The sequence below is a fragment of the Pseudomonas sp. FSO-7 genome (assembly GCF_059579345.1).
The window spans coordinates 4,235,123-4,256,660 of record NZ_CM184193.1; the positions used below are offsets into that span (position 1 = coordinate 4,235,123).

Here is a 21,538-nt window from a genome sequence, read left to right on the forward strand (position 1 = left end):
GCGAGTGGGCAAAACATCGGCTTGAGCGTGGCGATCCTGGCCTTGGGCGTCGGCGCCGGCGTATGGGGCGCGCGTTCGCAACGCCAGCAGTTCGACAGCGCCCTCGCCGCTGCCATGGCCGACCATGACCTCAAAGGCAGCGAGCACCTGGCCCATAAAACAAACGCGCAACTCAACGAAGTCATCCTCGGTGCCATGCCGATCTGGGCCAAGCAGGTCGAAAGTTCCCGGCAGCAGACCGAAACCGCGATCGTCTCCCTGACCAGCCGCTTCACCGGCATTTCGTCACGCCTGGAAGACACCGTGCAAGCCTCGCAACTGGCCGCCGGTGAACTGACCGGCAGCAGCAGTGGCGGCGCCGTGCAGGTGCTGGCCCAAAGCGAAGGTGAACTGGTCAAGGTCATCGATTCCCTGAAGGCCACCCAGGCCAGCCGCGACGAAACCCTGGCCCAGGTGCGCAACCTGACGGCCTATACCGGCGAGCTGCGGACCATGGCCGCCGACGTTGCGGCGATTGCCGCGCAAACCAACCTGCTGGCCCTCAACGCCGCCATCGAAGCCGCCCGTGCCGGCGAGGCCGGACGTGGCTTTGCGGTAGTGGCCGACGCCGTGCGCAGCCTCTCGAGCAAGTCCAGCGAAACCGGCCAGCAGATGTCGGCCAAGGTCGACATCATCAACACCGCCATCACCCAACTGGTGCATGCCGCGTCCAGCGGCGCGGACCAGGACAGCCATTCGGTCAGTGCCTCCGAGCAAAGCATCCAGCAGGTGCTGGAGCGCTTCAAGAGTGTCACTGGCCGACTGGCCGACTCGGCCGACATGCTGCAACGGGAAAGCTTCGGCATCCGCGATGAACTCACCGAGGTGCTGGTCAGCCTGCAATTCCAGGATCGGGTCAGCCAGATCCTCAGCCACGTGCGCGACAACATCGAGGACCTGCATGTGCACCTGCAGCAGGCCAGTCAGTCGCCCGACCAGGCCATTTCCATCGATGCCCGCCAATGGCTGGCGCGCATGGAAACCACTTACGCCACCGACGAGCAACGCCGCAACCACCACGGCGACTCGAGCGCGCAACAGACTTCACAGGAAATAACCTTCTTTTAGGAGAGCCGCTCATGGCTAAAAGTGTATTGGTTGTCGACGACTCCGCGAGCGTTCGGCAGGTGGTCGGCATCGCGTTGAAAAGTGCCGGCTATGACGTGATCGAAGCCAGCGATGGCAAGGACGCGCTGGGCAAGCTCAATGGCCAGAAAGTGCACCTGATCATCAGTGACGTGAACATGCCCAACATGGACGGCATCACCTTCGTCAAGGAGGTCAAGAAGCTGGCCAGCTACAAGTTCACGCCGATCATCATGCTCACCACCGAATCCCAGGAATCGAAGAAACAGGAAGGCCAGGCCGCCGGGGCCAAGGCCTGGGTGGTCAAGCCGTTCCAGCCGGCGCAGATGCTGGCGGCGGTATCCAAGCTGATTCTTCCTTGATAGCCGGAGGCTCCAATGCCGTTGCACTACGAAACACAGGATGACACCGCCCAGGTGCACATCGACGGCGAGCTGACGATCTACACCGCGGCCGAACTGGCCGCACAGTGGCTGCCGCACCTGGGAGCAACGCCGCGAATGGCCCTTGATCTGTCGCAGATCACCGAGATGGACGGCGCCGGCCTGCAACTGCTGCTGATGGTGCAGCGCGAGGCCTCCAGGGCCGGGACTCAACTGACGCTGACCGGCCAAAGCAAGGCCGTCACGGAGACACTTGCCCTGTGCAACCTGGTTGCCTAGGACCGCAATACGTCGGACACGACAAAGGAAATGAGCGTGAGCATCAATCTCGATCAGGCACAACAGACCTTCATCGTCGAGGCACGGGAACAGTTGCAGGCGATGGAAGAATCGCTGCTGCAACTGGAAACCGACCCCGGCGACGATGACGCCATCGGCGCGATCTTCCGGGCGGCCCACACGATCAAAGGTTCGGCCGGGTTGTTCGGCCTGGAACCGATCGTCAGCTTCACCCACATCGTCGAAGACGTGCTCGACCGCCTGCGCAACGGCAGCGTCGAGGTGGACGCCGGCCTGATCGCGGTGTTGCTCAAGTCCAGCGACCACATGCTGGAACTGATCAACGTGGCCGCCAACCAGGGCGGATCGCTGCCGCCGCCGGCCCTGCAACGGGAAGTGGAGCTGTGCCAGATCCTCCAGGAGTACCAGGCGCCCTCGCCAGCCGCGGCCCCAACGCCCAAGCAGGAAACCGCACCCCGCGAACCCGGCGAAACGCGCCTCTGGCACCTTTCCCTGCGCTTCGGCCAGGAAGTATTCCGCAACGGCATGGACCCGCTGTCGTTCCTGCGCTATCTGCAAACCCTGGGTGAAATCGTCGACATCACTACCCTGACCGACGCCCTGCCCGCCGCCGATGCCTGGGACGCCGAGTCCTGCTACCTGGGCTTCGACATCGCGTTTCGCTCGGCGGCCAGCCACGGGGCGATCAACGAAGTGTTCGATTTCGTCCGGGAAGACTGCGAGATCGAGATCGTTGCCCAGGATGACGACATCGCGCCTGCGGCCAGCACCGGCCTGATGACCACATCACCGGAACCGGCCGAGGAAACCACCGCGTTGGTCGCCACCGGCGAGTTGTTGTCCGACCAGCGCAAGACACCACGCATGCCCGCCCAGATCGCCACCGACAAACAAGCGGTGACCAGCGACAACAAGGGTAAGGACGGCACCTATGTGCGAGTCAATGCCGACAAGCTCGACGAGTTGATCAACCTGGTGGGTGAACTGGTCATCGCCAGCGCCGGCGCCAGCCTGCTGGCCCGCACCTGCCAGAACGACCCATTGCAGGAAGCCACCTCATCGGTCTCCGGGCTGGTGGAAGAAATTCTCGACGGCGCCCTGCGCCTGCGCATGATCCCCATCGGCGAAACCTTCAACCGCTTCCGTCGGGTGGTGCGCGATGTCAGCCAGGAACTGGGCAAGGACATCGACCTGATCATCAGCGGTGCGGAGACCGAGCTGGACAAGACCGTGGTGGAAAAAATCGGCGACCCGCTCATGCACCTGCTGCGCAACGCCATGGACCACGGCATTGAAACCGCCGAGGCCCGGCTGGCCGCCGGCAAACCGGTCAAGGGGCACTTGCACCTCAACGCGTATCACGACTCCGGCAGCATCGTGCTGGAAATCGCCGACGACGGCGCCGGCCTGAACCGTGACCGGATCCTGGAAAAAGCCCAGGAGCGTGGCCTGGTGCCGCCGGGGGCCAGCCCCACCGACCAGGAAATCTACAACTTGATTTTCGAACCCGGCTTTTCCACCGCCCAGGCCGTGACCAATCTTTCCGGGCGTGGCGTGGGCATGGACGTGGTCAAGCGCAACATCACCCTGCTGCGCGGCACCGTCGACCTGGACAGCCAGCCCGGCAAGGGCACCGTGGTGCGCATTCGCCTGCCGCTGACCCTGGCGATCATCAATGGATTCCTGGTGGGCATCGGCCAGTCGACCTATGTGATTCCGCTGGACATGGTCCAGGAATGCATCGAACTGAGCGAAGACGATGGGCTCGCCAGCCGCGAGCTAGGCTATCTCGACCTGCGCGGCGAAGTGCTGCCCCTGGTCTATCTGCGCGATCACTTCAGCCACGAAGGCCCGGCCGCGCGCCGGCAGAACGTGGTGGTGGTGCGCTACGCCGAACTCAAGGCCGGGTTGGTGGTGGATGACTTGCTGGGTGAATTCCAGACCGTGATCAAGCCGCTGGGCAAGCTGTTTGGCGCCCTGCGCGGCATCAGTGGCTCGACCATCCTGGGCAGTGGCGCCGTGGCGTTGATTCTCGACGTACCGGCACTGCTCATCCAGATCGCCCAGACAGAAAACCGCTACACCCCGACTCAATTACAACAAGCCAACGCTCGCTGACGCTTTAGCAATTCCATGGAGAGGTACTTCCCAATGAAATGGTTCTACGATCTTAGAATCGCCACCAAACTGATCACTTCATTTCTTGTGGTGCTGGCGCTGACCGCCGCCATGGGGGTGTTCGCGATCATCCAACTGGGCGAGGTGAACAGCACCACCATCGAGATCCGGGAAAACTGGATGCCGTCCATGCGTGCCGCCTCGGGCATGCGCTACTACGGGGCAAACTATCGCCTCAAGGAAAACCGCCACATCACCGCCGACTCCGAACAGGAACGCCTCGCCGTCGAGCAAGAAGCGGAAGAAGCCAAAAAGGGTTTTGAAACCCGTATGGCGACCTATGAAAAACTGCTTTCCAATGCCGAAGATCGCCAGCTGTTCGAAACCACCCGCAATGACTGGGCCGCTTACCTCGCTGTCAGCAAAGACCTGCTTGCGCTGTCTCGGCAAAACCTGACCGAGCAAGCCCATGCGCTGCTCAAGGGCGAGTCCAAGCGTCAATTCGATCTGGTGGTCGCCGATTTGCAAAAACTGGTGGAGCTCAATGACGCTGGAGCCGGCGCTGCCAGCGAGCGTGGCGCAGCGCTGTTTGAGAAATCGCGGCTGTCGATCATCGCCGTGCTGATTGCCGCCCTGCTGGTGGGCCTGGGCCTGGCGCTGTTCATTTCGCGCATCATCTCCCGTCCCTTGAAACAGGCCGCGACGGTGGCCGAGCAATTGGCCGAAGGCAACCTGAACGCGAAAATCGAAAGTGGCTCCAAGGACGAAACCGGCATGGTGCTCAACGCCATGCAGAACATGGTCGGCAAGCTCTCGCACATCATTGGTGAAGTGCGTAACGCCGCGGACAACCTGGCCAGTGCTTCCGAAGAAGTCAGCGCCACCGCGCAATCGATGAGCCAGGCCACCAGCGAACAGGCGGCCAGCGTCGAGGAGACCAGTGCGTCCATCGAGCAGATGAGCGCCAGCATCAACCAGAACACCGAGAACGCCAAGGTTACCGACGGCATGGCCAGCAAGGCCGCCAAGGAAGCCACCGATGGCGGCGAATCGGTGCAGCAGACCGTGGTGGCGATGAAGAAAATCGCCCAGCGCATCAGCATCATCGACGACATCGCCTACCAGACCAACCTGCTGGCGCTCAACGCCGCCATCGAAGCAGCCCGTGCCGGTGAACACGGCAAAGGCTTCGCCGTGGTCGCCGCCGAAGTGCGCAAACTGGCCGAACGCAGCCAGGTGGCCGCCCAGGAAATCGGCGAGCTGTCGTCCAGCAGCGTCGACATGGCGGAAAAGGCCGGGAACCTGCTCAACGAGATGGTCCCCTCGATCAACAAGACCTCGGACCTGGTGCAGGAAATCAGCGCCGCCTCCGAAGAACAGGCCGCCGGTGTGGCGCAGATCAACACCGCCATGACCCAGCTCAACCAGGTGACCCAGCAAAACGCTTCCAGCAGCGAAGAACTGGCCGCCACCGCCGAGGAAATGAGCAGCCAGGCCGAACAGCTGCAACAGGCCATGAGCTTCTTCACCCTCGACACGCCGCCCAAGTCCGCTGTGCAGGTTGCCAGGGTCGATAACACCCCAGGTTCCTCCAGCCGCAAACCGGCGCGGGCACCGGCACCGGTCATGCCCAAGGCGTTTGCCTACAACATGGCCAGCGCCCCGGACGAGTCGGAATTCACCCGGTTCTGATGGCCCGGTTCCACTGGCTTGCTTAAAGGAGAAAAAGCAATGGGCGCCATCGCGACCACACGTCAAACCACCCTCGCGGTCGAGGAAGAAGCGCAATACCTGACGTTTATGCTCGGCACGGAGATGTTTGCCATCGGCATCCTGTGCATCAAGGAAATCATCGAGTACGGCAACCTGACCGTGGTGCCGATGATGCCGGCCTTCGTGCGCGGGGTGATCAACCTGCGCGGCGCGGTCGTGCCGGTGGTGGACCTGTCGGCCCGTTTCGGCCGGCCGAATTCGGCGATCAGCCGCCGCAGCTGCGTGGTGATCATCGAGGCGGCCAGTGCCGACGGGCAGGCCCAGGACATTGGCCTGCTGGTGGACACGGTGTCGGCGGTGCTGGAAATCCCGGCCTCGCAGATCGAGCCGCCACCGAGCTTCGGCGCGAAGATCCGCGCCGATTTCATCAGTGGCATGGCCAAGGTCGATGGAAAGTTCGTCATCGTGCTGGAGGTGGACCGCGTGTTGTCCATCGACGAAATGTCCCAACTCGCCGAAGCCAGCCCGAACGCGCTGGAAGTGGATGCCCCGTGAACGCCGACACCTGCAGGGAACGCACGGCGAGCTCGCTGGCGCTCAGTGACCGAGAGTTCGGCCAGTTCCAGTCCTGGCTCTACCAGGCCGCCGGCATCAGCCTGTCCGAGGCCAAGAAAGCCCTGGTGGCCGGGCGTTTGTTCAAGCGCCTCAAGCACTATGGGCTGGACAGCTACGGCGAGTATTTCAAGCTGATCATGAACGGCCAGCGCACCGATGAGCTGCAGGTGGCGCTGGACCTGCTGACGACCAACGAGACGTACTTTTTCCGCGAGCCCAAGCATTTCGATTTCCTGCGCCAACACGTACTGCCCCACGCGACACCGGGCAAGACCTTCCGCCTGTGGAGCGCGGCCAGCTCGTCGGGGGAAGAACCCTATAGCCTGGCCATGACCCTGGCCGAAGGGCTGGGCACCACGCCTTGGGAAGTCATCGGTTCGGACATCAGCTGCCAGGTGCTGGCCAAGGCGCGCTCCGGGCACTACCCGATGGAACGCGCCCGCACCCTGCCCCAGCCGCTGCTGGTGAAATATTGCCTCAAGGGCACCGGCAGCCAGCAAGGCACGTTCCTCATCGACCGGGCCTTGCGCAACCGGGTCAACTTCATCCAGGTCAACCTCAACGACACCTTGCCGGAGCTGGGGGAGTTCGATGTGATCTTCCTGCGCAACGTCATGATCTATTTCGACCAACCCACCAAAAGCAAAGTGGTTGCCCGTTTGATCCCCCGGCTCAAGCCCGGCGGGTATTTCATCGTCAGCCACTCGGAAAGCCTCAACGGTGTGTCCGATGCGTTGAAGCTGGTGGCGCCCTCGATTTACCGCAAACCATGAACGCCGCCATCAGGGAAGTAGCCGAGGTGTACCTGGCGCCGGGGGAGTTTCGCTTCGCCACCTGCCCGACCCGCCTGCGCACGATCCTCGGCTCTTGCGTGGCGATCACACTGTGGCATCCCGAACGCCGGATCGGCGCCATGTGCCACTTCATGTTGCCCAGTCGGGTGCGCTGCTCCACCGCACTGAACGGTATCTACGCAGACGAAGCCATCGAACTGTTCATCCGCCAGGCCCGGGCCCACCGCACCGAACCCGAGGAGTATCAACTCAAGCTGTTCGGTGGCGGCGAGATGTTCCCCGAGCTGCAACGCCATGTGCCCTACGGCGATGTGGCGCGGCTGAACGTCAACGCCGCGCTGGAAATGGCCGCCCTCTATCGCCTCGACCTGATCGCCCAGGACATGGGCAGCACCGGCCACCGCAGCATCATCTTCGACCTGTGCAGTGGCGATGTGTGGGTCAGGCACCAACCCATAAGGACCCGGCACTGACCATGTCAAAAAAGATCAATGTACTGCTGGTGGATGACTCCGCCGTGGTTCGCCAGGTGTTGTTGGCGATCCTCAGCGAGACACCGGACATCCACGTCATGGGCGCGGCGTCCGACCCGATTTTCGCCATGGACAAACTGGCCAGGGAATGGCCCGACGTGATCGTGCTGGACGTGGAAATGCCGCGCATGGACGGCATCACGTTCCTGAAGAAAATCATGAGCGAGCGCCCCACGCCGGTGGTGATCTGCTCGTCCCTGACGCCCCGAGGCGCGGAAACCACGTTGCAGGCGATGGCCGCCGGCGCGGTGGAAATCATCACCAAGCCCACCACCGGGCTGAAGAATTTTCTGTTGGAGTCGGCGCCGGAACTGGTCTCGGCGATCCGCGCCGCCGCCCAGGTCAACGTGCGCAATCTGGGCAAGCGTCCTGCTCCGACCGCGCTGACCCCGGCGACCAAACTCACCGCCGACGCCATGCTGCCCGCCGCCAACGGCCATGCCATGGCGCAGACCACCGAGCGCATCGTCGCCCTGGGCACCTCCACCGGCGGCACCCAGGCCCTGGAAGCGGTACTCACCGCCCTGCCACGGGTGTGCCCGGGCATCGTCATCGTCCAGCACATGCCGGAAAAATTCACCGCCTCGTTCGCCGCGCGGCTCAACAGCCTGTGCCAGATCGAAGTGCGCGAAGCCCGTAACAACGACCGCATCCACCCGGGCCTGGCACTCATCGCCCCGGGTGGCAAACACATGATGGTGACCCGTAGCGGCGCGTTCTATCACGTGCAAGTGGTGGACGGCCCGCTGGTCAACCGCCATCGCCCTTCGGTGGATGTGCTGTTTCGCTCAGTCGCCAAATTCGCCGGCCGCAACGCCACCGGCATCATCATGACCGGCATGGGCGACGACGGCGCCCGCGGCCTGAAGGAAATGCTCGACGCCGGCGGCAGCACCGTGGCCCAGGACGAAGCCAGCTGCGTGGTCTTCGGCATGCCCAAGGAAGCGATCAAACTCAATGCGGCGCAACGGGTGATGGGGTTGCAGGAGATTGCGCAGGTGATTTTGCACAAGTAACAAGGTCAGATCACAACCCCGTGGCGAGGGAGCTTGCTCCCGCTGGGCTGCGCAGCAGCCCCCCAAAGCTTGCAGCTCATCGACTGATGGACCGAGGTGTGAGCTTTAGGGCCGCTTCGCGCCCCAGCGGGAGCAAGCTCCCTCGCCACAAAAGCCATCAAAACCACACCAGCCCCCATGTGGGAGCGAGCTTGCTCGCGATAGCGGTGGTTCAGCTTGATCCTGGTTGAATGGGCCGCCGTCATCGCGAGCAAGCTCGCTCCCACAGTGGCGTTGTCGCCAGGCCTGAGCAGCGTGTGCCTATACCGGCGAAATCGTCGCCAGCACGCCGATCAACAAGGTCAGCGCCAAAAAACCACCCAAAAAAATCGCCATCTTCGCCATAAGCACTCCTGGACCAAAAAATTGCAGTACACGGGCCGTCCGATAGATAAACCGCTTGGTTATTCTGGGGCGGGGGCGGGGTTCATTACAGAGGCACCTGACGCAGGAAAATACGGATCAGACGAACCCCGCCAGCCCTCCTCGCCCCTTTCAGTCGGCGAAAAAGATAAAGCCCTGCCGCGAAGTTCTCTCACCGAAGGGAACGGATATACCAACGTATATTTTCATGTCCCAAGTCAGCGTGGTCATCGGCCCGGGCAACACCTAACCTTGCCGGGCATTTAACGCCCCCGTTCAAGTGCACCTCAACTTCATGACTTCCGATGATCGCAAGTGTCGTCGCAGCCCTGGTTTTCAAAGCGTAATAGAGGTGTTCCATGCGCCCTTCAATCCTTGCACCTGTATTGACGTCCTTCAAAAACAGGGAACAACTACCCGCCCATTCCTGGCGGGCCGATATAGCGCTATTGGGCCTTCTGGTGCTCTTGGCTGCCTTTGTATTCCATGGCCTGGATCAAATGAACCAGCCCCTCGGCGTGCTTGATTCCTCGCCTCTGTCCCTGGATCTGGTGCACCTGCCGGAATACACCTTGCGCACGACACTGCGCATGTTCATCGCCTTGTTTGTTTCGTTGGTTTTTTCCCTGGTCGTTGCCACATTGGCAGCCAAAAGCCGCAAGGCGGCAATCGTTATCCTGCCGGCATTGGATGTTCTCCAATCCGTGCCAGTCCTTGGCTTTCTCACCTTTACCGTCGTGTTTTTCATGGGACTGTTCCCAGGCAAGGAAACCGGTGTGGAGTGCGCGGCCATCTTCGCCATCTTCACCAGCCAAGTCTGGAACATGACCTTCAGTTTTTATCAATCGCTGAGAACCGTCCCCAGCGATCTCTACGACGTCAGCCGACAGTTCTCGTTTTCGCCATGGCAACGTTTCATCAGGTTGGAGCTACCCTTCGCCACGCCAGGCCTGGTATGGAACATGATGATGTCGATGTCCGGTGGCTGGTTTTTCGTCGTCGCTTCCGAAGCCATTACCGTCGGCAACACCACCGTCAGCCTGCCAGGCATCGGTTCATGGTTGGCACTGGCGATCGAGCAACAGAATATCGCCGCGATCGCTTGGGCGGTGCTGGCCATGGTCGGGGTGATCATTGCCTATGACCTGCTGTTTTTCCGGCCAATCGTCGCCTGGGCAGACAAATTCCGCTTCGAACAGACCGCCTCCCAAAAGCGCCCACGGTCCAGGGTCTATGACCTGTTGCGCTCGACTCGCCTGGTGCCCTTGATGCTGTTGGCGCTGGGCAGCATCAAGGCGTCGTTATTCCTGGAAAAGATCCCCCGGCTGCCGTCCATCCGCTTCAAGACCAGTGCCCGCGTCAGCCGCGCAGCCGACCTGGCCTGGCTCGTCCTGGTCGCCGCCACCTGCATCGCCGGCATCCTGCATCTGTCGCGTTTCATTGGTGGCACATTGGGCTGGGAGGACGTGGCCAGTACCTTCGGCCTGGGCTTGGCCACCCTGTTGCGGGTCAGCGTGCTCATCGCGCTGGCCAGCGTGGTGTGGGTACCCATCGGCGTCTGGATCGGCTTGAACCCACGCTGGGCCGAACGCCTGCAACCCATCGCGCAATTACTCGCGGCGTTCCCCGCCAACGTGCTGTTTCCGTTCGCGGTGATCGCCATCGTCGCCCTGAAACTCAACCCCGATGTCTGGCTCTCGCCGCTGATGATCCTGGGCACCCAGTGGTACATCCTGTTCAACGTGATTGCCGGTGCCAGCGCCCTGCCGACGGATTTGCGCGAGGCGGCGCGCAGCTTCCATGTGCGCGGCTGGCAGTGGTGGCGCCAGGTCGCGCTGCCGGGTGTCTTCCCTTACTACATCACCGGCGCCCTCACGGCAGCGGGTGGCTCATGGAACGCCAGCATCGTCGCCGAGGCGGTGTCCTGGGGCGATCAACATCTGTACGCGTCCGGCTTGGGTGCCTTTATCGCCCAGGCCACCACGGCCGGGGATCTGCACCGGGTGGCGCTGGGCGTGGTGGTCATGTCGATGTTCGTGGTGGGTTTCAACCGGTTGCTCTGGCGCCCGCTGTACGGTTTCGCCGAGCGTCGGCTTCGAATTGATTGAGGGTGATCTCATGCAAGTGATAGACAAACGCTGCCTGGTGGATGTGCAGCAAGTCGGCCATGTCTACGGCACGGCGGGCGGTGCCGAGCGCCGGGTCCTGGACAATGTCTGCATGCGCCTGGACGAGGGCGAAATCGTCGGCCTGCTGGGGCGCTCGGGCTCCGGCAAGTCGACCTTGCTGCGCTCCATCGCCGGGCTGATTTCGCCCACCACGGGCGTAGTGGATTTTCCGGCCAACGCCCAAGGGCTGGCGAGCTCGGTGCGCATGGTGTTTCAGAGCTTCGCCCTGTTCCCCTGGCTGACGGTGCTGCAAAACGTCGAGGTCGGCCTCGAAGCCTTGGGCGTGGCGGCACCTGAGCGCCGTCGGCGGGCACTGGCCGCCATCGACATGATCGGCCTCGATGGCTTCGAAAGCGCCTTCCCCAAGGAACTGTCGGGCGGCATGCGCCAGCGCGTCGGCCTGGCCCGCGCACTGGTGGTCAACCCGGGTGTGTTGTTGATGGACGAGCCGTTTTCCGCATTGGACGTGTTGACCGCCGAAACGCTGCGCACCGACTTGCTGGAGTTGTGGCGTGAAGGGCGTATGCCGATCAGGTCGATCCTGATGGTCACCCATAACATCGAAGAAGCTGTGCTGATGTGTGACCGGATACTGATTTTTTCCTCCAACCCGGGGCGGGTCATGAGTGAGATCACCGTCGACCTCAGCCAGCCGCGTAATCGTGCCGACCCGGCGTTCCAAGCCTTGGTCGAACACATTTACGTGCAGATGGCCGGCGGTGCGAATGCCGGCTCCACACGCCAGGCGACCTTTGCCGGCAGCGGCGTGGGCATGGTCCTGCCGTCGATTTCCAGCAATGCCCTGGCCGGGCTGATCGAAGCGGTGCAGGACCAGCCGTTTGCCGGCCAAGCGGATTTGCGCGAGCTCGCCGACGCATTGCGCTATACCGCCAGTGACCTTTTGCCGGTCGCCGAGGTGCTGCAGCTCCTGCGCCTGGCCGACCTGCAGGACGGTCACATCACCCTGCTGCCGGCCGGGCAGCGCTACGCCGAGTCAGCGGTGGATGAACGCAAGCACCTGTTTGCCAAACACCTGCTTAAATACGTGCCACTGGTGGGGCATGTACGCCGGGTGCTGGATGACCGCCCTACCCGCACCGCACCGGCCAGGCGTTTCCGTGACCAACTGGAAGACTTCATGTCCGAGCACGACGCCGCCATTACGCTGGACTGTGTCACGCAATGGGGACGCTACGCCGAGTTGTTCGCCTACGACGAAGTGGCCGATCAGTTCAGTCTGGACAATCCATCCTGAGGTGCTGCGGTATAAACTGCGGGGATCGGTCGTTGGAGCAATGCGCGATGGACATTCAATGAGAAGAACCCAGTTGACCCTGCGCCTGATGCTCCTGCTGGGGCTGGCCCTCGGCATCGCGGCGATCGATACCGTCACCGACCTGGAAATCGCGGTCGGGGTCTTCCAGATCGTGGTGGTGCTGATCGCGGTGAGAATCCTGCCGGCGCGCGCGGTCGCCGGGGTCGCGCTCATCTGCATGGTCCTGACGATCTTGAGTTATCGACTCACGCGTTTTGGCGACACGGAGGCCGGGCTGATCAACGTGCTGATCAGCCTCGCAGCCATCGCCAGCACCACGTACCTGGCCCTGCGCCTATCGGCCGCCGTGCGCACGGTGCATCAGACCCGCGCCCACCTGGCGCACATCGCCCGCATCAACATGCTCGGCGAACTCGCCGCCTCGATTGCCCACGAAGTCAACCAACCCCTGGCCGCCGTGGCCACCAGCGGCGGGGCCTGCCTGCGCTGGATGGCCACCGAGCCGCCGAACCTGCCCAAGGCCCGCCAGGCGGTGGAGCGGATCATCGCCGATACCCATCGGGCCAGCGACATCATCGCCCGGTTGCGTGGCATGGCCCGGCATCAAGCACCGACCAAGCAGTGGCTGAACGTGGCCGATACGGTCCATGCCGCGCTACGCTTGATGATGGGCGAACTGAACGAGCAGAACATCACCTTGCGCGTGCAAGTCCAGGACGGGCTGCCGCCGATGCTGGCGGACGAAGTGCAGATCCAGCAAGTGATCCTGAACCTGGCGATGAACGCCCTCGACGCCATGCGTCAGGTTGACGTCGACCAGCGGATTCTGCAGTTTCAGGTGACGCTCGAATCGCCTGGGCAACTGCTCTTTTCGGTCTCCGACCAAGGCAATGGCTTGCCGGCCAGCGACCACGAACGAGTGTTCGACGCCTTCTACAGCACCAAGCAGGACGGCATGGGGATGGGGTTGGCCATCAGCCGCTCGATCATCGAGGCCCATGACGGTCGGCTCTGGGCCGCGAGCAATTCGCCGTCGGGCTCGACGTTTCACTTCACCCTGCCAGCCGTTACAAGGGAATCCGATGAGCCAAACTGACCTTCACGACCGGGCCGATTCGAGGGTCTACATCGTCGACGACGACCCCTCGGTGCGCGCTTCACTGCAAGACCTGCTGGCGTCCGTGAGCCTGGCGAGCATGGCCTTCGGCTCGGCCCGTGAATTCATGGACGCCGAACGGCCGGACGTCCCGGCGTGCCTGATCCTCGACGTGCGCATGCCGGGCCTGAGTGGACTGGATTTCCAGCAGGAAATGGCGCGTTTGAATATCCAGGTCCCCGTGGTGTTCATCACCGCCCATGGCGACATTCCCATGTCCGTCAAAGCCATGAAGGCCGGGGCGCTGGAGTTTCTGACCAAGCCGTTCCGCGAACAGGACCTGCTCGATGCAATCACCCAAGGCCTGAACCGCGACCAGGAACGGCGCAAGGCCGCGGCGAGTGTCGACGCGTTGAAACGCCGACATGACGCTTTGACTGACGGCGAGCGCGAGGTGATGGAGCTGGTCGTGTCAGGGCTGTTGAACAAACAGGTAGCCGCCCGACTGGGCTTGAGCGAAGTGACCGTGAAAGTGCGGCGTGGGTCGTTGATGCGCAAGATTAATGCGGACTCGTTGGCAACGCTGGTGAAGATGTCGGAAAAACTCAAGGAAGCAGATCGCTAGCGGCCCATGAGCTCGACGCCCCACTCGAGTTCGTCTTCAAGTGGAAAAAGTTGTAGGTGTAAACGCAACCTGTGGCGAGGGAGCTTGCTCCCGCTGGGCTGCGCAGCAGCCCCAAAAATCGCGCTGCTGCGCAACAACCCCAAAAATCGCGCAGCAGAACAAGGGTTTCATTGATAACCCCCCGCTCAATCCGGGTCAGGTAATCCTCTACTACCTGAAAGCCCGGCGGATTATCGATCAGTTCCAATGGCGCTTGACCGTCCAGGCACGTGTAGGGCTTCCTCAACCAGTCTTCAGCCAACCGTTGGCTGCCGAAAGCATTGGTGGCGTGCTCCAAGGCCTTGGCGTATGGAGTTTCAGGCATCGATCTGTCCTCACGACATTCCATGTAGCGACAACACCCAACCTTATTGCCTAAATTCACAAAGGAATCAGCCGACTTTTGCCCCACTCCCCGGCCCAACCCTCAACGCCAGCACACTCATCAACACAATCACCGCCCCAACAACAACCATCATTGATGGGCGCTCGGCCAACACCAAAGATGCCATCAACATCGCCGTGGGCGGTATCAGGTAAAGTGCCATGGAAGCGCGGCTCACCTTGCTGTGTGCCAACACGTACGCCCAAGCCAGGTACGCCAGCGCGCTGGGAAAAATACCGAGAACCAACACCGCCAGATTCACCGAAGCCGAAGCCTGTCGCGCCGCACTCAACATCCCCGGCGCGAACATGAACAACAGAATCGTGCCCGACCAGACGGTGTAACAAACCACGGTCAAACCGTCATAACGATGGGAATGGCGCTTTTGCAAAGCGAAATACAGGCTCCAGGACAGCGCCGCCAACAGGATCAATAGTCCATGGGCGTCCATATCCCCCAAGCCACGATCCCCCGCGACGACCACGCCAGCGCCAAGCAAGCCGCACAGTACACACCCCCACTGCCACCCGCTGACGCTGTCCTTGAAGACAAAATGCGCCAGTAACGTACTGAACAACGGCGTGGACTGGGCCAGCACACTCGCCGCCCCCGCACTGATGCCCCGCTGACCGTAATTGAGGGCGATGTGGTGCAGGCTCACGGCAAAGAAACCCAACACCGCCAGCAATGGCAGATCCCTAAAACGCGGTCGGGAAATGCCCTTCACCATCGCGACGAAAGCCATGAACACCGAAGCGATGAGAAACCGCATCAACGCCAGTTGACCGGGCTCGTAGGCCTGCAAGCCGATGCGAATACCAATCGGAGAATAGGCCCAGCACAGAGTCACGAACGCCGTGGCCAAGACAATTTTCGCAACGGGTTTGCTGGTGGAGCCTTCAAAAGGCACACAACGCACTTCCATCTAGAGTTCCTGCTCGGTTGGCCGATTTGCCTGGAAGTATCGAAACCACCTCCCCTCAGCACAAGTGACTTAAACTCAACCCACCATTCACTTTGGGTGAGCTATGGAACTGTCCCAACTGCGCATGCTCAAGACGGTCTGCGACACCGGCAGCATCGCCCGCGCTGCCGAAGTGCTGCACTGTGTGCCGTCCAACATCACCGCACGCCTCAAGTCCCTGGAACGGGAACTCGGCACCCCGCTGTTTTTCCGCGAAGGTCGCGGGTTGCGGGTCAGCCCGGCGGGCGAAGTGTTTCTGGAGTACGCGACAAAAATACTGAGCCTGACCGAAGAAGCCCGCCGCGCAGTCGCCCCTACCCGGGCACCGAGTGGCCCGCTGCGCATAGGCGCGATCGAGTCCAGCGCCACCGGGCGCCTGCCCCAGTTGCTCGCCAAATACCACGCGCAGTACCCGCAAGTGTCGCTGGAACTGAGCACCGGCACCTGGGCGCAGTTGCTGGACGATATCCAGCATCACCGGCTCGATGGCGTGGTCGTAGCGGTGGACATCGAACGGCCTGGACTCAAGCGAGCGGTGATGTACCGCGAAGACCTGGTGCTCATCGCCTCCGAATCCCACGGCCCGTTGCGCAGTGCCGCCGATTTGCAAGGCAAGACGATCTTCATGTGGCCCACGGGTTGTCCGTACCGCTTGGCCCTGGAGCAGTGGCTGCTGCGTCATGGTCAGGTGCAACCGATCACCAGCATCGCCAGTTACGGCGCCATTGTTGGCTGTGTCAGCGCGGGTGCCGGCGTCTCGCTGGTGCCCCGGGGGATTTATGAACAGTACCGCCAGGGGGCGGGATGGACGGGGTATGAGTTTCCTGAGTTGACGGGGATCGATAACCTTTTCTATTGGCATGAAAACGCCGGGAGGCATCCTGCCAGAGAGGCGTTTTTGGCGATGTTGCAGGCGGAGTTCGAGGGGTAGTTGTTTTTGTGGCGAGGGAGCTTGCTCCCGCTGGGCTGCGCAGCAGACCCAATAGCCGATCGTCCTGATAAACGAAGGTTTCAACATTCACAGGGAATCAGCTTTGAAATTAGCCCCACAGTTCATCCTCCATGAAACCACCCATTGGATAGTCAACCACCACTTGGCATCGGCCCTGCCCGGCTACCTCATGCTCGGCTCCAAGCATCACGTTAATTCACTGGCGCAACTGCCCGAATCTGCACTCGCAGAGCTGGGTGGCCTGATGGCAAATATCCAGAGCGTTGTTGAAACACAGCTGAACCCCAAATGGCTTTACATCAGCCGCTTCGGCCACGATCCCCGCTACCCCATCCACTTCCATTTCATCCCGGTGTACCACTGGGTCGAGGCACTGTTCTGGAAAGATGCGCGGTACAGGTTGCTGGAGACCTTTGGGACGCAAGAGAACGTCCAGACATTGACCGATGGCGCGGAGCTGACGTTGTTCATCTGGCGTGAGTTTGGCGAGAGCCCTACGCCGCCGGCGATCCAAGGGCCTTCTATCAGCGAGGTGATTGAAAGGTTGCGGGAGGCGTTCGGGGCTTAGCCGATTTCAAGAGAGGCGGACTGAAGGTGTTTTTTCAGACTGGAAACTTGAGACTGGCAGAAATCGGCCAAAAACGGTCTTTGGGAACGACGCTTTAACCTGTTGAAATCGCACCGGGTTAATGATTAGGTTGTTCATTTCAGGAAGCATTGTGAATGCCTGTTTTCGAAATTTTGCCGCTGGAAGCAATCGGCCCCGCACGGCTTGGCGCTTCACGCGCAGCAGCAAGGGAAGCAATGTCTGCGCATGGATTCCCGCTTGAACGATCCTATGGCCGCGTCGATTATTTCTGCGAAGCGTCCATCCAGCTTGAATACGGCCCTGGCGATGAAGTCCAGTTCATAGGCGTCTCCGGACACTCTCAGCTCACCTTCACGTTTAGAGGGGTTGATGTTTTTGCTGTCTCTGCGACTGAATTGTTTTCACTCATGGCTGCCTCGGACGATTCCGGCCCTCATGCGTTCGACCGGTATGAGTACTGCTTTGCGAACCAGATACTCACGCTTTGGGATGCTGATGAACAATATGACCGTCAAGGCGGAGAAGAACGTGAGGTCTGGGGCCAAGTCGGGATCGGCAATGAGGCTTATGTGGCAGCTATTGAAGCTATTAAGAAAAAGCGATGACTGGCTAGACGGAGCTGCGCCATGAGTGCCATCGCCAACTATTCAAACGAACACCATCGACTTTCCGTCATGCAACTGTGGGAAACCGTGTTCGGTTACGAAACCGCCCATAACACCCCCAGCCTTGCTATCGACAAGAAGCTCGCCGTATCCGATGGCCTCTTTTTCGTTGCTCTAGCCGGAGATGAAGTTGTGGGTACCGTTATGGCAGGGTACGACGGCCATCGGGGATGGCTGTACTCGGTGGCGGTGCATCCTGCACATCGTAGAAAAGGTTTAGGAGCGAACCTGGTCCGTCATGCCGAGGGCGCCTTGATTGCCCGAGGGTGCATGAAGATCAACCTGCAAATTATCAGCGCCAATGAGAACGTCAAAACGTTCTATGAGTCTCTGGGCTACTCGATCGAACCACGCATCAGCATGGGGAAGAAAATCGAATCGAATATCGTGACGCCTGGAGGATAGTCCTGAGGGAATGTCCGCCGGGGTGCAGAGTGCATTTCCCCCTACAACCCACTGCGCGTCGCCCACTCCAACCGCAACAAGCTTTATCGCTCAGATAAATCCTGTGATACTTAATGCGAATTACTCTCACACGCATTAGCATCAGGATCTCTTCATGTCGACTTGTGCCACCCCGCCACGCCACTTCAACCCTGCCCGGGATCTTCTAGCCATGGCCATCTGCATGGCCACCCTGGCCCCCGCCTACGCCGATGACAACAGCACTCCTCCGCCAGCCACCCTGGAACTAAGCGCAACCGAAGTCACCGGTAGCGGCCAATTGGGAAGCACCACAGAAGGCACCGAGTCCTACACCACCGGGGCGATGTCGACCGCAACCAAACTCCCGCTGACAATGCGTGAAACCCCGCAAGCCGTCACCGTCATCACGCGTCAGCGCATGGACGACCAGACGATGACCAGCATCAACGACGTGGTCAAGGCGACGCCTGGCTTGTTCCTGGACTTTTCCGGCGGTCCTGGCCGGCAGACCTACAAGGCACGTGGTTTTGAAATCGACAACCTGATGTATGACGGCATCCCGAGTGGCTACGACGGCGTAAACGTCGGCGCCCAGCCTAACTTGGCGATGTTTGATCGAGTGGAGGTGGTGCGCGGTGCCACTGGACTGGTGACGGGGGCAGGCAACCCTTCGGCCGCCATCAACTTGATCCGCAAGCGGCCATTGGCCGAACAGGCAGTCACCCTGACCGGTGCCGCCGGCAGTTGGGACGACTACCGTGGCGAGGTCGATGCCTCCAGCCCGCTCAACGACAGTGGCACGCTGCGCGGCCGGGTCGTGACGTCTTACCGCGACGCCAACAGCTTCATCGACAACGTCGAGGAGGATCATGGCCTGTTCTATGCGGTCACCGAAGCGGACCTGAGCGAAGACACGACGCTGACCCTGGGGTTTTCCCATCAGAAGGACAAGACCAATTACTTCTGGGGTTCTTCGATGGTCGGCCAGGACGGCCATCATCTGGACCTGCCGCGTTCCTACAATCCGGGTACGGATTGGGAGAACAAGGATCAGGAGATCAACACGGTGTTCGCCGAAGTCCGTCATCGCCTGGCCAATGACTGGAACCTTCAGGTCAACGCCAACTATGCCGAACAGAACGCGTTGTTCTCCGGTTCTTATCAATCGCGCTGGGTCAACAACACACTGGCCCGCACGGTTTACCAGGCCAACTTCGATGAAAACCAGGCCGGCGTAGACGCCTTTGCCAGCGGGCCCTTCGAGGCGTTCGGACGTAGCCATGAACTGGTGGTGGGCGCCAGCAAGCGCATCTACGACATGACCACCCACAATTACAGCCCGTACGACACCAACTGGCCGATCAATGCGGGTAAACCGAACTTCGTCCACACCGATAACCAGCGCGACGTGACCACGCAGGACGGCGTCTACCTCACCACACGCCTGAGCCTGGCCGACCCGTTGAAGTTGATCTTCGGCGGGCGCCTGGACTGGTACGACTACGACAACCGTGATGGCGACACCGATTACAAGGTCACCCGTAACGTCACCCGTTACGCCGGCTTGATCTACGATCTGGACGACCATCACTCGGTCTACGTCAGCTACAGCGACATCTTCACGCCGCAGCGCGAAAAGGACACCTCGGGTAGCCCGGTCAAGCCGATCATTGGCAAGAACTACGAGGTCGGCATCAAGGGCGAATACTTTGATGGCGCGCTGAATGCGAGCGTGGCGCTGTTCCGCGTCGACCAGGAAAACCGCGCCGTGCAATTGTTTACGGCAAACTGCCCGCAGGCAACCTGCTCTGAAGCCTCCGGCGAAATTCGCAGCCAGGGGATCGACTTCGAACTGCAAGGCGCCTTGACCGAGAACTGGCAAGTCGGCGGTGGCTATACCTACGCGCGCACCCACACCATCAAGGATGCCGCCAACCCACAGAACGTGAACAAGCAGTTCGACACCGACACACCGGAGCACCTGTTCAAGCTGACCACCCGCTACCACTTCCAGGGCCCGCTGGAAAAACTGCGTGTGGGCGGCAACGTCTCCTGGCAGAGCCGCATGTACAACGACATCAAGCTGGCTGATGGCAGTGAATACCGACTCAAGCAAGGCAGCTACGCTGTCACGGACCTGATGGCCGGCTACCGGGTCAGCCAGAACCTGGACTTGCAGGTCAACGCCAACAACATCTTCGACCGCAGTTACTACTCGACCATCGCCAACTCCGTGAGCTACGGCGGTGATTCCTACGGCAGCCCGCGCAATATGATGTTGACGGCCAAGTACAGCTTCTAGAAAACCCTTTCGGCCTAAGGGGACGCTCTGCAGGCCTGGAAACAGGCCTATCCCTCCAATGCCAGTCAGTTAAGTGAATACCACGGGCAAACACACAAACCGTGGCGAGGGAGCTTGCTCCCTCGCCACAGGATTATTGCTCTGCTTGATTTAAAGCGGGCTGACTCTGTGCCTGAAGCTTTTCCCCTCAACGCCCTACCGCCCCCTCATACCGCCGCTGAATCCTCGCCAACTCCCCAGAACGCCGCAATTGTTCCAGCGCCCCGGCCCACGCCGCCACCACTTCATCTTCACTGTCGGGACTGAAGGCGATGTACAACGATGAGCGATACAGTTCGATAGGTATCCGTCGCAACGTGCCTGGGGCGATGCCCAGTTGGCGGCTGTAGTACGCCACCCCCGCATCGGTGTCGCCGACGATGACTTGGGTGCGCCCGGCAAGCAGCATGCGGTAGAGCAACCTGCTCTCGGTGGCGCTTTTGTCCAGGTTGTTGAAGCCCAGCGACTGCAGCATCTGGGGCACCAGGCCGGCGTGGCGCGTGGTGATCTGCGGGGCGTTCAGGAGTTGCTCCAGTGAGTTCAGATGCGGCGCATTGGCCAGTTGATAGGGGTGGATGGATTCTTCCACGATCGGCCCGACCCATTTGTACAACGACTCGCGTTCCGGCGTGCGGAACAGCGAGTACATGATGGTCTTGGGGCGGTGCTTGAGTATTTGGGTGGCGCGCATGCTGGGTTGCAGCAGCACCTCGAAGTCATCCCCGGTCAGCGCCATGATGGCCCGGACGATTTCGGTCGTCATGCCGGTGAGCCGGTTGTTTTCCTGGTAGTTGTACGGCGCCCATTCTTCGGTGACGATCTGATACTCCTCGGCCCGGACAACCGTGCCGAGCAATAGGCAAAGCAGTGCTGCAGCCGGTATCGAATGTCTCACGCGTACTCCCTGTGGACCGTTCGGTGTTCGTGCATGGGTGGGCCTGATTCAAGAGGACAAGGTAAGCATAGACCCAAACACTTGCCTGACAGTTGACGCAGTCCACATTCCGCCCCTT

General features: G+C 61.1%; 20 protein-coding genes and 1 pseudogene. 18 read left to right on the top strand and 3 right to left on the bottom strand.

The features are described from left to right. Positions 1-159: 159 nt before the first annotated feature. From AC515T_RS18300 to AC515T_RS18360, 13 genes and pseudogenes are all read left to right on the top strand, one after another. Positions 160-1,107 (top strand): annotated as a pseudogene (locus AC515T_RS18300) (methyl-accepting chemotaxis protein); the annotation flags it as partial. A gap of 11 nt (positions 1,108-1,118) precedes the next feature. Further along, positions 1,119-1,487, top strand: a complete 369-nt coding sequence (locus AC515T_RS18305; protein ID WP_003203044.1) for a response regulator — start codon at positions 1,119-1,121, stop codon at positions 1,485-1,487. A 15-nt stretch (positions 1,488-1,502) separates the two neighbouring features. After that, positions 1,503-1,787: an STAS domain-containing protein gene (locus tag AC515T_RS18310; protein WP_496529495.1), complete on the top strand. Its 285-nt coding sequence runs from the start codon at positions 1,503-1,505 to the stop codon at positions 1,785-1,787. A 36-nt stretch (positions 1,788-1,823) separates the two neighbouring features. Beyond that, positions 1,824-3,926: a chemotaxis protein CheA gene (locus AC515T_RS18315; protein ID WP_496529496.1), complete on the top strand. Its 2,103-nt coding sequence runs from the start codon at positions 1,824-1,826 to the stop codon at positions 3,924-3,926. 33 nt (positions 3,927-3,959) lie between these two features. Beyond that, entirely contained in the window at positions 3,960-5,618 is a 1,659-nt protein-coding gene (locus AC515T_RS18320; protein ID WP_496529497.1) for a methyl-accepting chemotaxis protein, read from the top strand. A gap of 39 nt (positions 5,619-5,657) precedes the next feature. After that, the gene (locus tag AC515T_RS18325) at positions 5,658-6,194 is read left to right on the top strand and encodes a chemotaxis protein CheW (RefSeq protein ID WP_496529498.1); all 537 of its coding nucleotides are present in this window, start codon (positions 5,658-5,660) and stop codon (positions 6,192-6,194) included. Beyond that, positions 6,191-7,027 (top strand): CheR family methyltransferase, encoded by an 837-nt coding sequence (locus tag AC515T_RS18330; RefSeq protein WP_496529499.1) that lies wholly within the window; start codon positions 6,191-6,193, stop codon positions 7,025-7,027. The genes AC515T_RS18325 and AC515T_RS18330 overlap by 4 nt, the downstream gene beginning before the upstream one ends. After that, the gene (cheD, locus tag AC515T_RS18335; RefSeq protein ID WP_496529500.1) at positions 7,024-7,521 is read left to right on the top strand and encodes a chemoreceptor glutamine deamidase CheD; all 498 of its coding nucleotides are present in this window, start codon (positions 7,024-7,026) and stop codon (positions 7,519-7,521) included. The genes AC515T_RS18330 and cheD overlap by 4 nt, the downstream gene beginning before the upstream one ends. Before the next feature lie 2 nt (positions 7,522-7,523). Next, positions 7,524-8,597, top strand: a complete 1,074-nt coding sequence (locus tag AC515T_RS18340) for a protein-glutamate methylesterase/protein-glutamine glutaminase (protein ID WP_496529501.1) — start codon at positions 7,524-7,526, stop codon at positions 8,595-8,597. A 761-nt stretch (positions 8,598-9,358) separates the two neighbouring features. After that, a complete protein-coding gene (locus AC515T_RS18345; protein WP_496529502.1) occupies positions 9,359-11,107 on the top strand; it encodes an ABC transporter permease in 1,749 nt (582 codons plus the stop codon). A gap of 10 nt (positions 11,108-11,117) precedes the next feature. Next, on the top strand, positions 11,118-12,422 hold the full coding sequence (locus tag AC515T_RS18350; RefSeq protein WP_496529503.1) for an ABC transporter ATP-binding protein: 1,305 nt from the start codon (positions 11,118-11,120) through the stop codon (positions 12,420-12,422). Positions 12,423-12,462: 40 nt separating this feature from the next. After that, complete coding sequence (locus tag AC515T_RS18355; protein ID WP_496529504.1) at positions 12,463-13,539, top strand: sensor histidine kinase; 1,077 nt, start codon at positions 12,463-12,465, stop codon at positions 13,537-13,539. Continuing rightward, positions 13,526-14,164, top strand: coding sequence for a response regulator transcription factor (locus AC515T_RS18360; protein WP_496529505.1), 639 nt, complete (start codon positions 13,526-13,528; stop codon positions 14,162-14,164). Before AC515T_RS18355 ends, AC515T_RS18360 begins: the two co-directional genes overlap by 14 nt. On the opposite strand, the gene AC515T_RS18365 is transcribed toward AC515T_RS18360, so the two are convergent. Both AC515T_RS18365 and AC515T_RS18370 read right to left on the bottom strand, forming a co-directional pair. Beyond that, positions 14,145-14,528, bottom strand: coding sequence for an antitoxin Xre/MbcA/ParS toxin-binding domain-containing protein (locus AC515T_RS18365; protein ID WP_496529506.1), 384 nt, complete (start codon positions 14,526-14,528; stop codon positions 14,145-14,147). The two genes, AC515T_RS18360 and AC515T_RS18365, sit on opposite strands and share 20 nt — an antisense overlap. Positions 14,529-14,595: 67 nt before the next feature. Beyond that, entirely contained in the window at positions 14,596-15,513 is a 918-nt protein-coding gene (locus AC515T_RS18370) for a DMT family transporter (RefSeq protein WP_496529507.1), read from the bottom strand. Positions 15,514-15,616: 103 nt separating this feature from the next. Between AC515T_RS18370 and AC515T_RS18375 the strand changes: the two genes are divergently transcribed. The 5 genes from AC515T_RS18375 (at position 15,617) to AC515T_RS18395 (ending at position 20,486) form a co-directional block, all read left to right on the top strand. Then, positions 15,617-16,483, top strand: coding sequence for a LysR family transcriptional regulator (locus tag AC515T_RS18375; protein WP_496529508.1), 867 nt, complete (start codon positions 15,617-15,619; stop codon positions 16,481-16,483). 103 nt (positions 16,484-16,586) lie between these two features. Continuing rightward, the gene (locus AC515T_RS18380) at positions 16,587-17,072 is read left to right on the top strand and encodes an HIT family protein (RefSeq protein WP_496529509.1); all 486 of its coding nucleotides are present in this window, start codon (positions 16,587-16,589) and stop codon (positions 17,070-17,072) included. Between the two features lie 155 nt (positions 17,073-17,227). Then, the gene (locus tag AC515T_RS18385) at positions 17,228-17,698 is read left to right on the top strand and encodes a hypothetical protein (protein WP_496529510.1); all 471 of its coding nucleotides are present in this window, start codon (positions 17,228-17,230) and stop codon (positions 17,696-17,698) included. 21 nt (positions 17,699-17,719) lie between these two features. Further along, entirely contained in the window at positions 17,720-18,163 is a 444-nt protein-coding gene (locus tag AC515T_RS18390) for a GNAT family acetyltransferase (RefSeq protein ID WP_496529511.1), read from the top strand. 154 nt (positions 18,164-18,317) lie between these two features. Then, on the top strand, positions 18,318-20,486 hold the full coding sequence (locus tag AC515T_RS18395; RefSeq protein WP_496529512.1) for a TonB-dependent siderophore receptor: 2,169 nt from the start codon (positions 18,318-18,320) through the stop codon (positions 20,484-20,486). A gap of 187 nt (positions 20,487-20,673) precedes the next feature. On the opposite strand, the gene AC515T_RS18400 is transcribed toward AC515T_RS18395, so the two are convergent. Then, positions 20,674-21,420: a substrate-binding periplasmic protein gene (locus AC515T_RS18400; RefSeq protein WP_496529513.1), complete on the bottom strand. Its 747-nt coding sequence runs from the start codon at positions 21,418-21,420 to the stop codon at positions 20,674-20,676. Positions 21,421-21,538 lie beyond the last annotated feature (118 nt).

Coding starts and splice junctions, on each gene's coding strand:
- AC515T_RS18305 (WP_003203044.1), top strand. CDS start 1,119: ATGGCTAAAAGTGTATTGGTTGTCGACGACTCCGCGAGCGTTCGGCAG.
- AC515T_RS18310 (WP_496529495.1), top strand. CDS start 1,503: ATGCCGTTGCACTACGAAACACAGGATGACACCGCCCAGGTGCACATC.
- AC515T_RS18320 (WP_496529497.1), top strand. CDS start 3,960: ATGAAATGGTTCTACGATCTTAGAATCGCCACCAAACTGATCACTTCA.
- AC515T_RS18325 (WP_496529498.1), top strand. CDS start 5,658: ATGGGCGCCATCGCGACCACACGTCAAACCACCCTCGCGGTCGAGGAA.
- cheD (WP_496529500.1), top strand. CDS start 7,024: ATGAACGCCGCCATCAGGGAAGTAGCCGAGGTGTACCTGGCGCCGGGG.
- AC515T_RS18340 (WP_496529501.1), top strand. CDS start 7,524: ATGTCAAAAAAGATCAATGTACTGCTGGTGGATGACTCCGCCGTGGTT.
- AC515T_RS18345 (WP_496529502.1), top strand. CDS start 9,359: ATGCGCCCTTCAATCCTTGCACCTGTATTGACGTCCTTCAAAAACAGG.
- AC515T_RS18350 (WP_496529503.1), top strand. CDS start 11,118: ATGCAAGTGATAGACAAACGCTGCCTGGTGGATGTGCAGCAAGTCGGC.
- AC515T_RS18355 (WP_496529504.1), top strand. CDS start 12,463: ATGCGCGATGGACATTCAATGAGAAGAACCCAGTTGACCCTGCGCCTG.
- AC515T_RS18360 (WP_496529505.1), top strand. CDS start 13,526: ATGAGCCAAACTGACCTTCACGACCGGGCCGATTCGAGGGTCTACATC.
- AC515T_RS18365 (WP_496529506.1), bottom strand. CDS start 14,528: ATGCCTGAAACTCCATACGCCAAGGCCTTGGAGCACGCCACCAATGCT.
- AC515T_RS18370 (WP_496529507.1), bottom strand. CDS start 15,513: ATGGAAGTGCGTTGTGTGCCTTTTGAAGGCTCCACCAGCAAACCCGTT.
- AC515T_RS18375 (WP_496529508.1), top strand. CDS start 15,617: ATGGAACTGTCCCAACTGCGCATGCTCAAGACGGTCTGCGACACCGGC.
- AC515T_RS18385 (WP_496529510.1), top strand. CDS start 17,228: ATGCCTGTTTTCGAAATTTTGCCGCTGGAAGCAATCGGCCCCGCACGG.
- AC515T_RS18390 (WP_496529511.1), top strand. CDS start 17,720: ATGAGTGCCATCGCCAACTATTCAAACGAACACCATCGACTTTCCGTC.
- AC515T_RS18395 (WP_496529512.1), top strand. CDS start 18,318: ATGTCGACTTGTGCCACCCCGCCACGCCACTTCAACCCTGCCCGGGAT.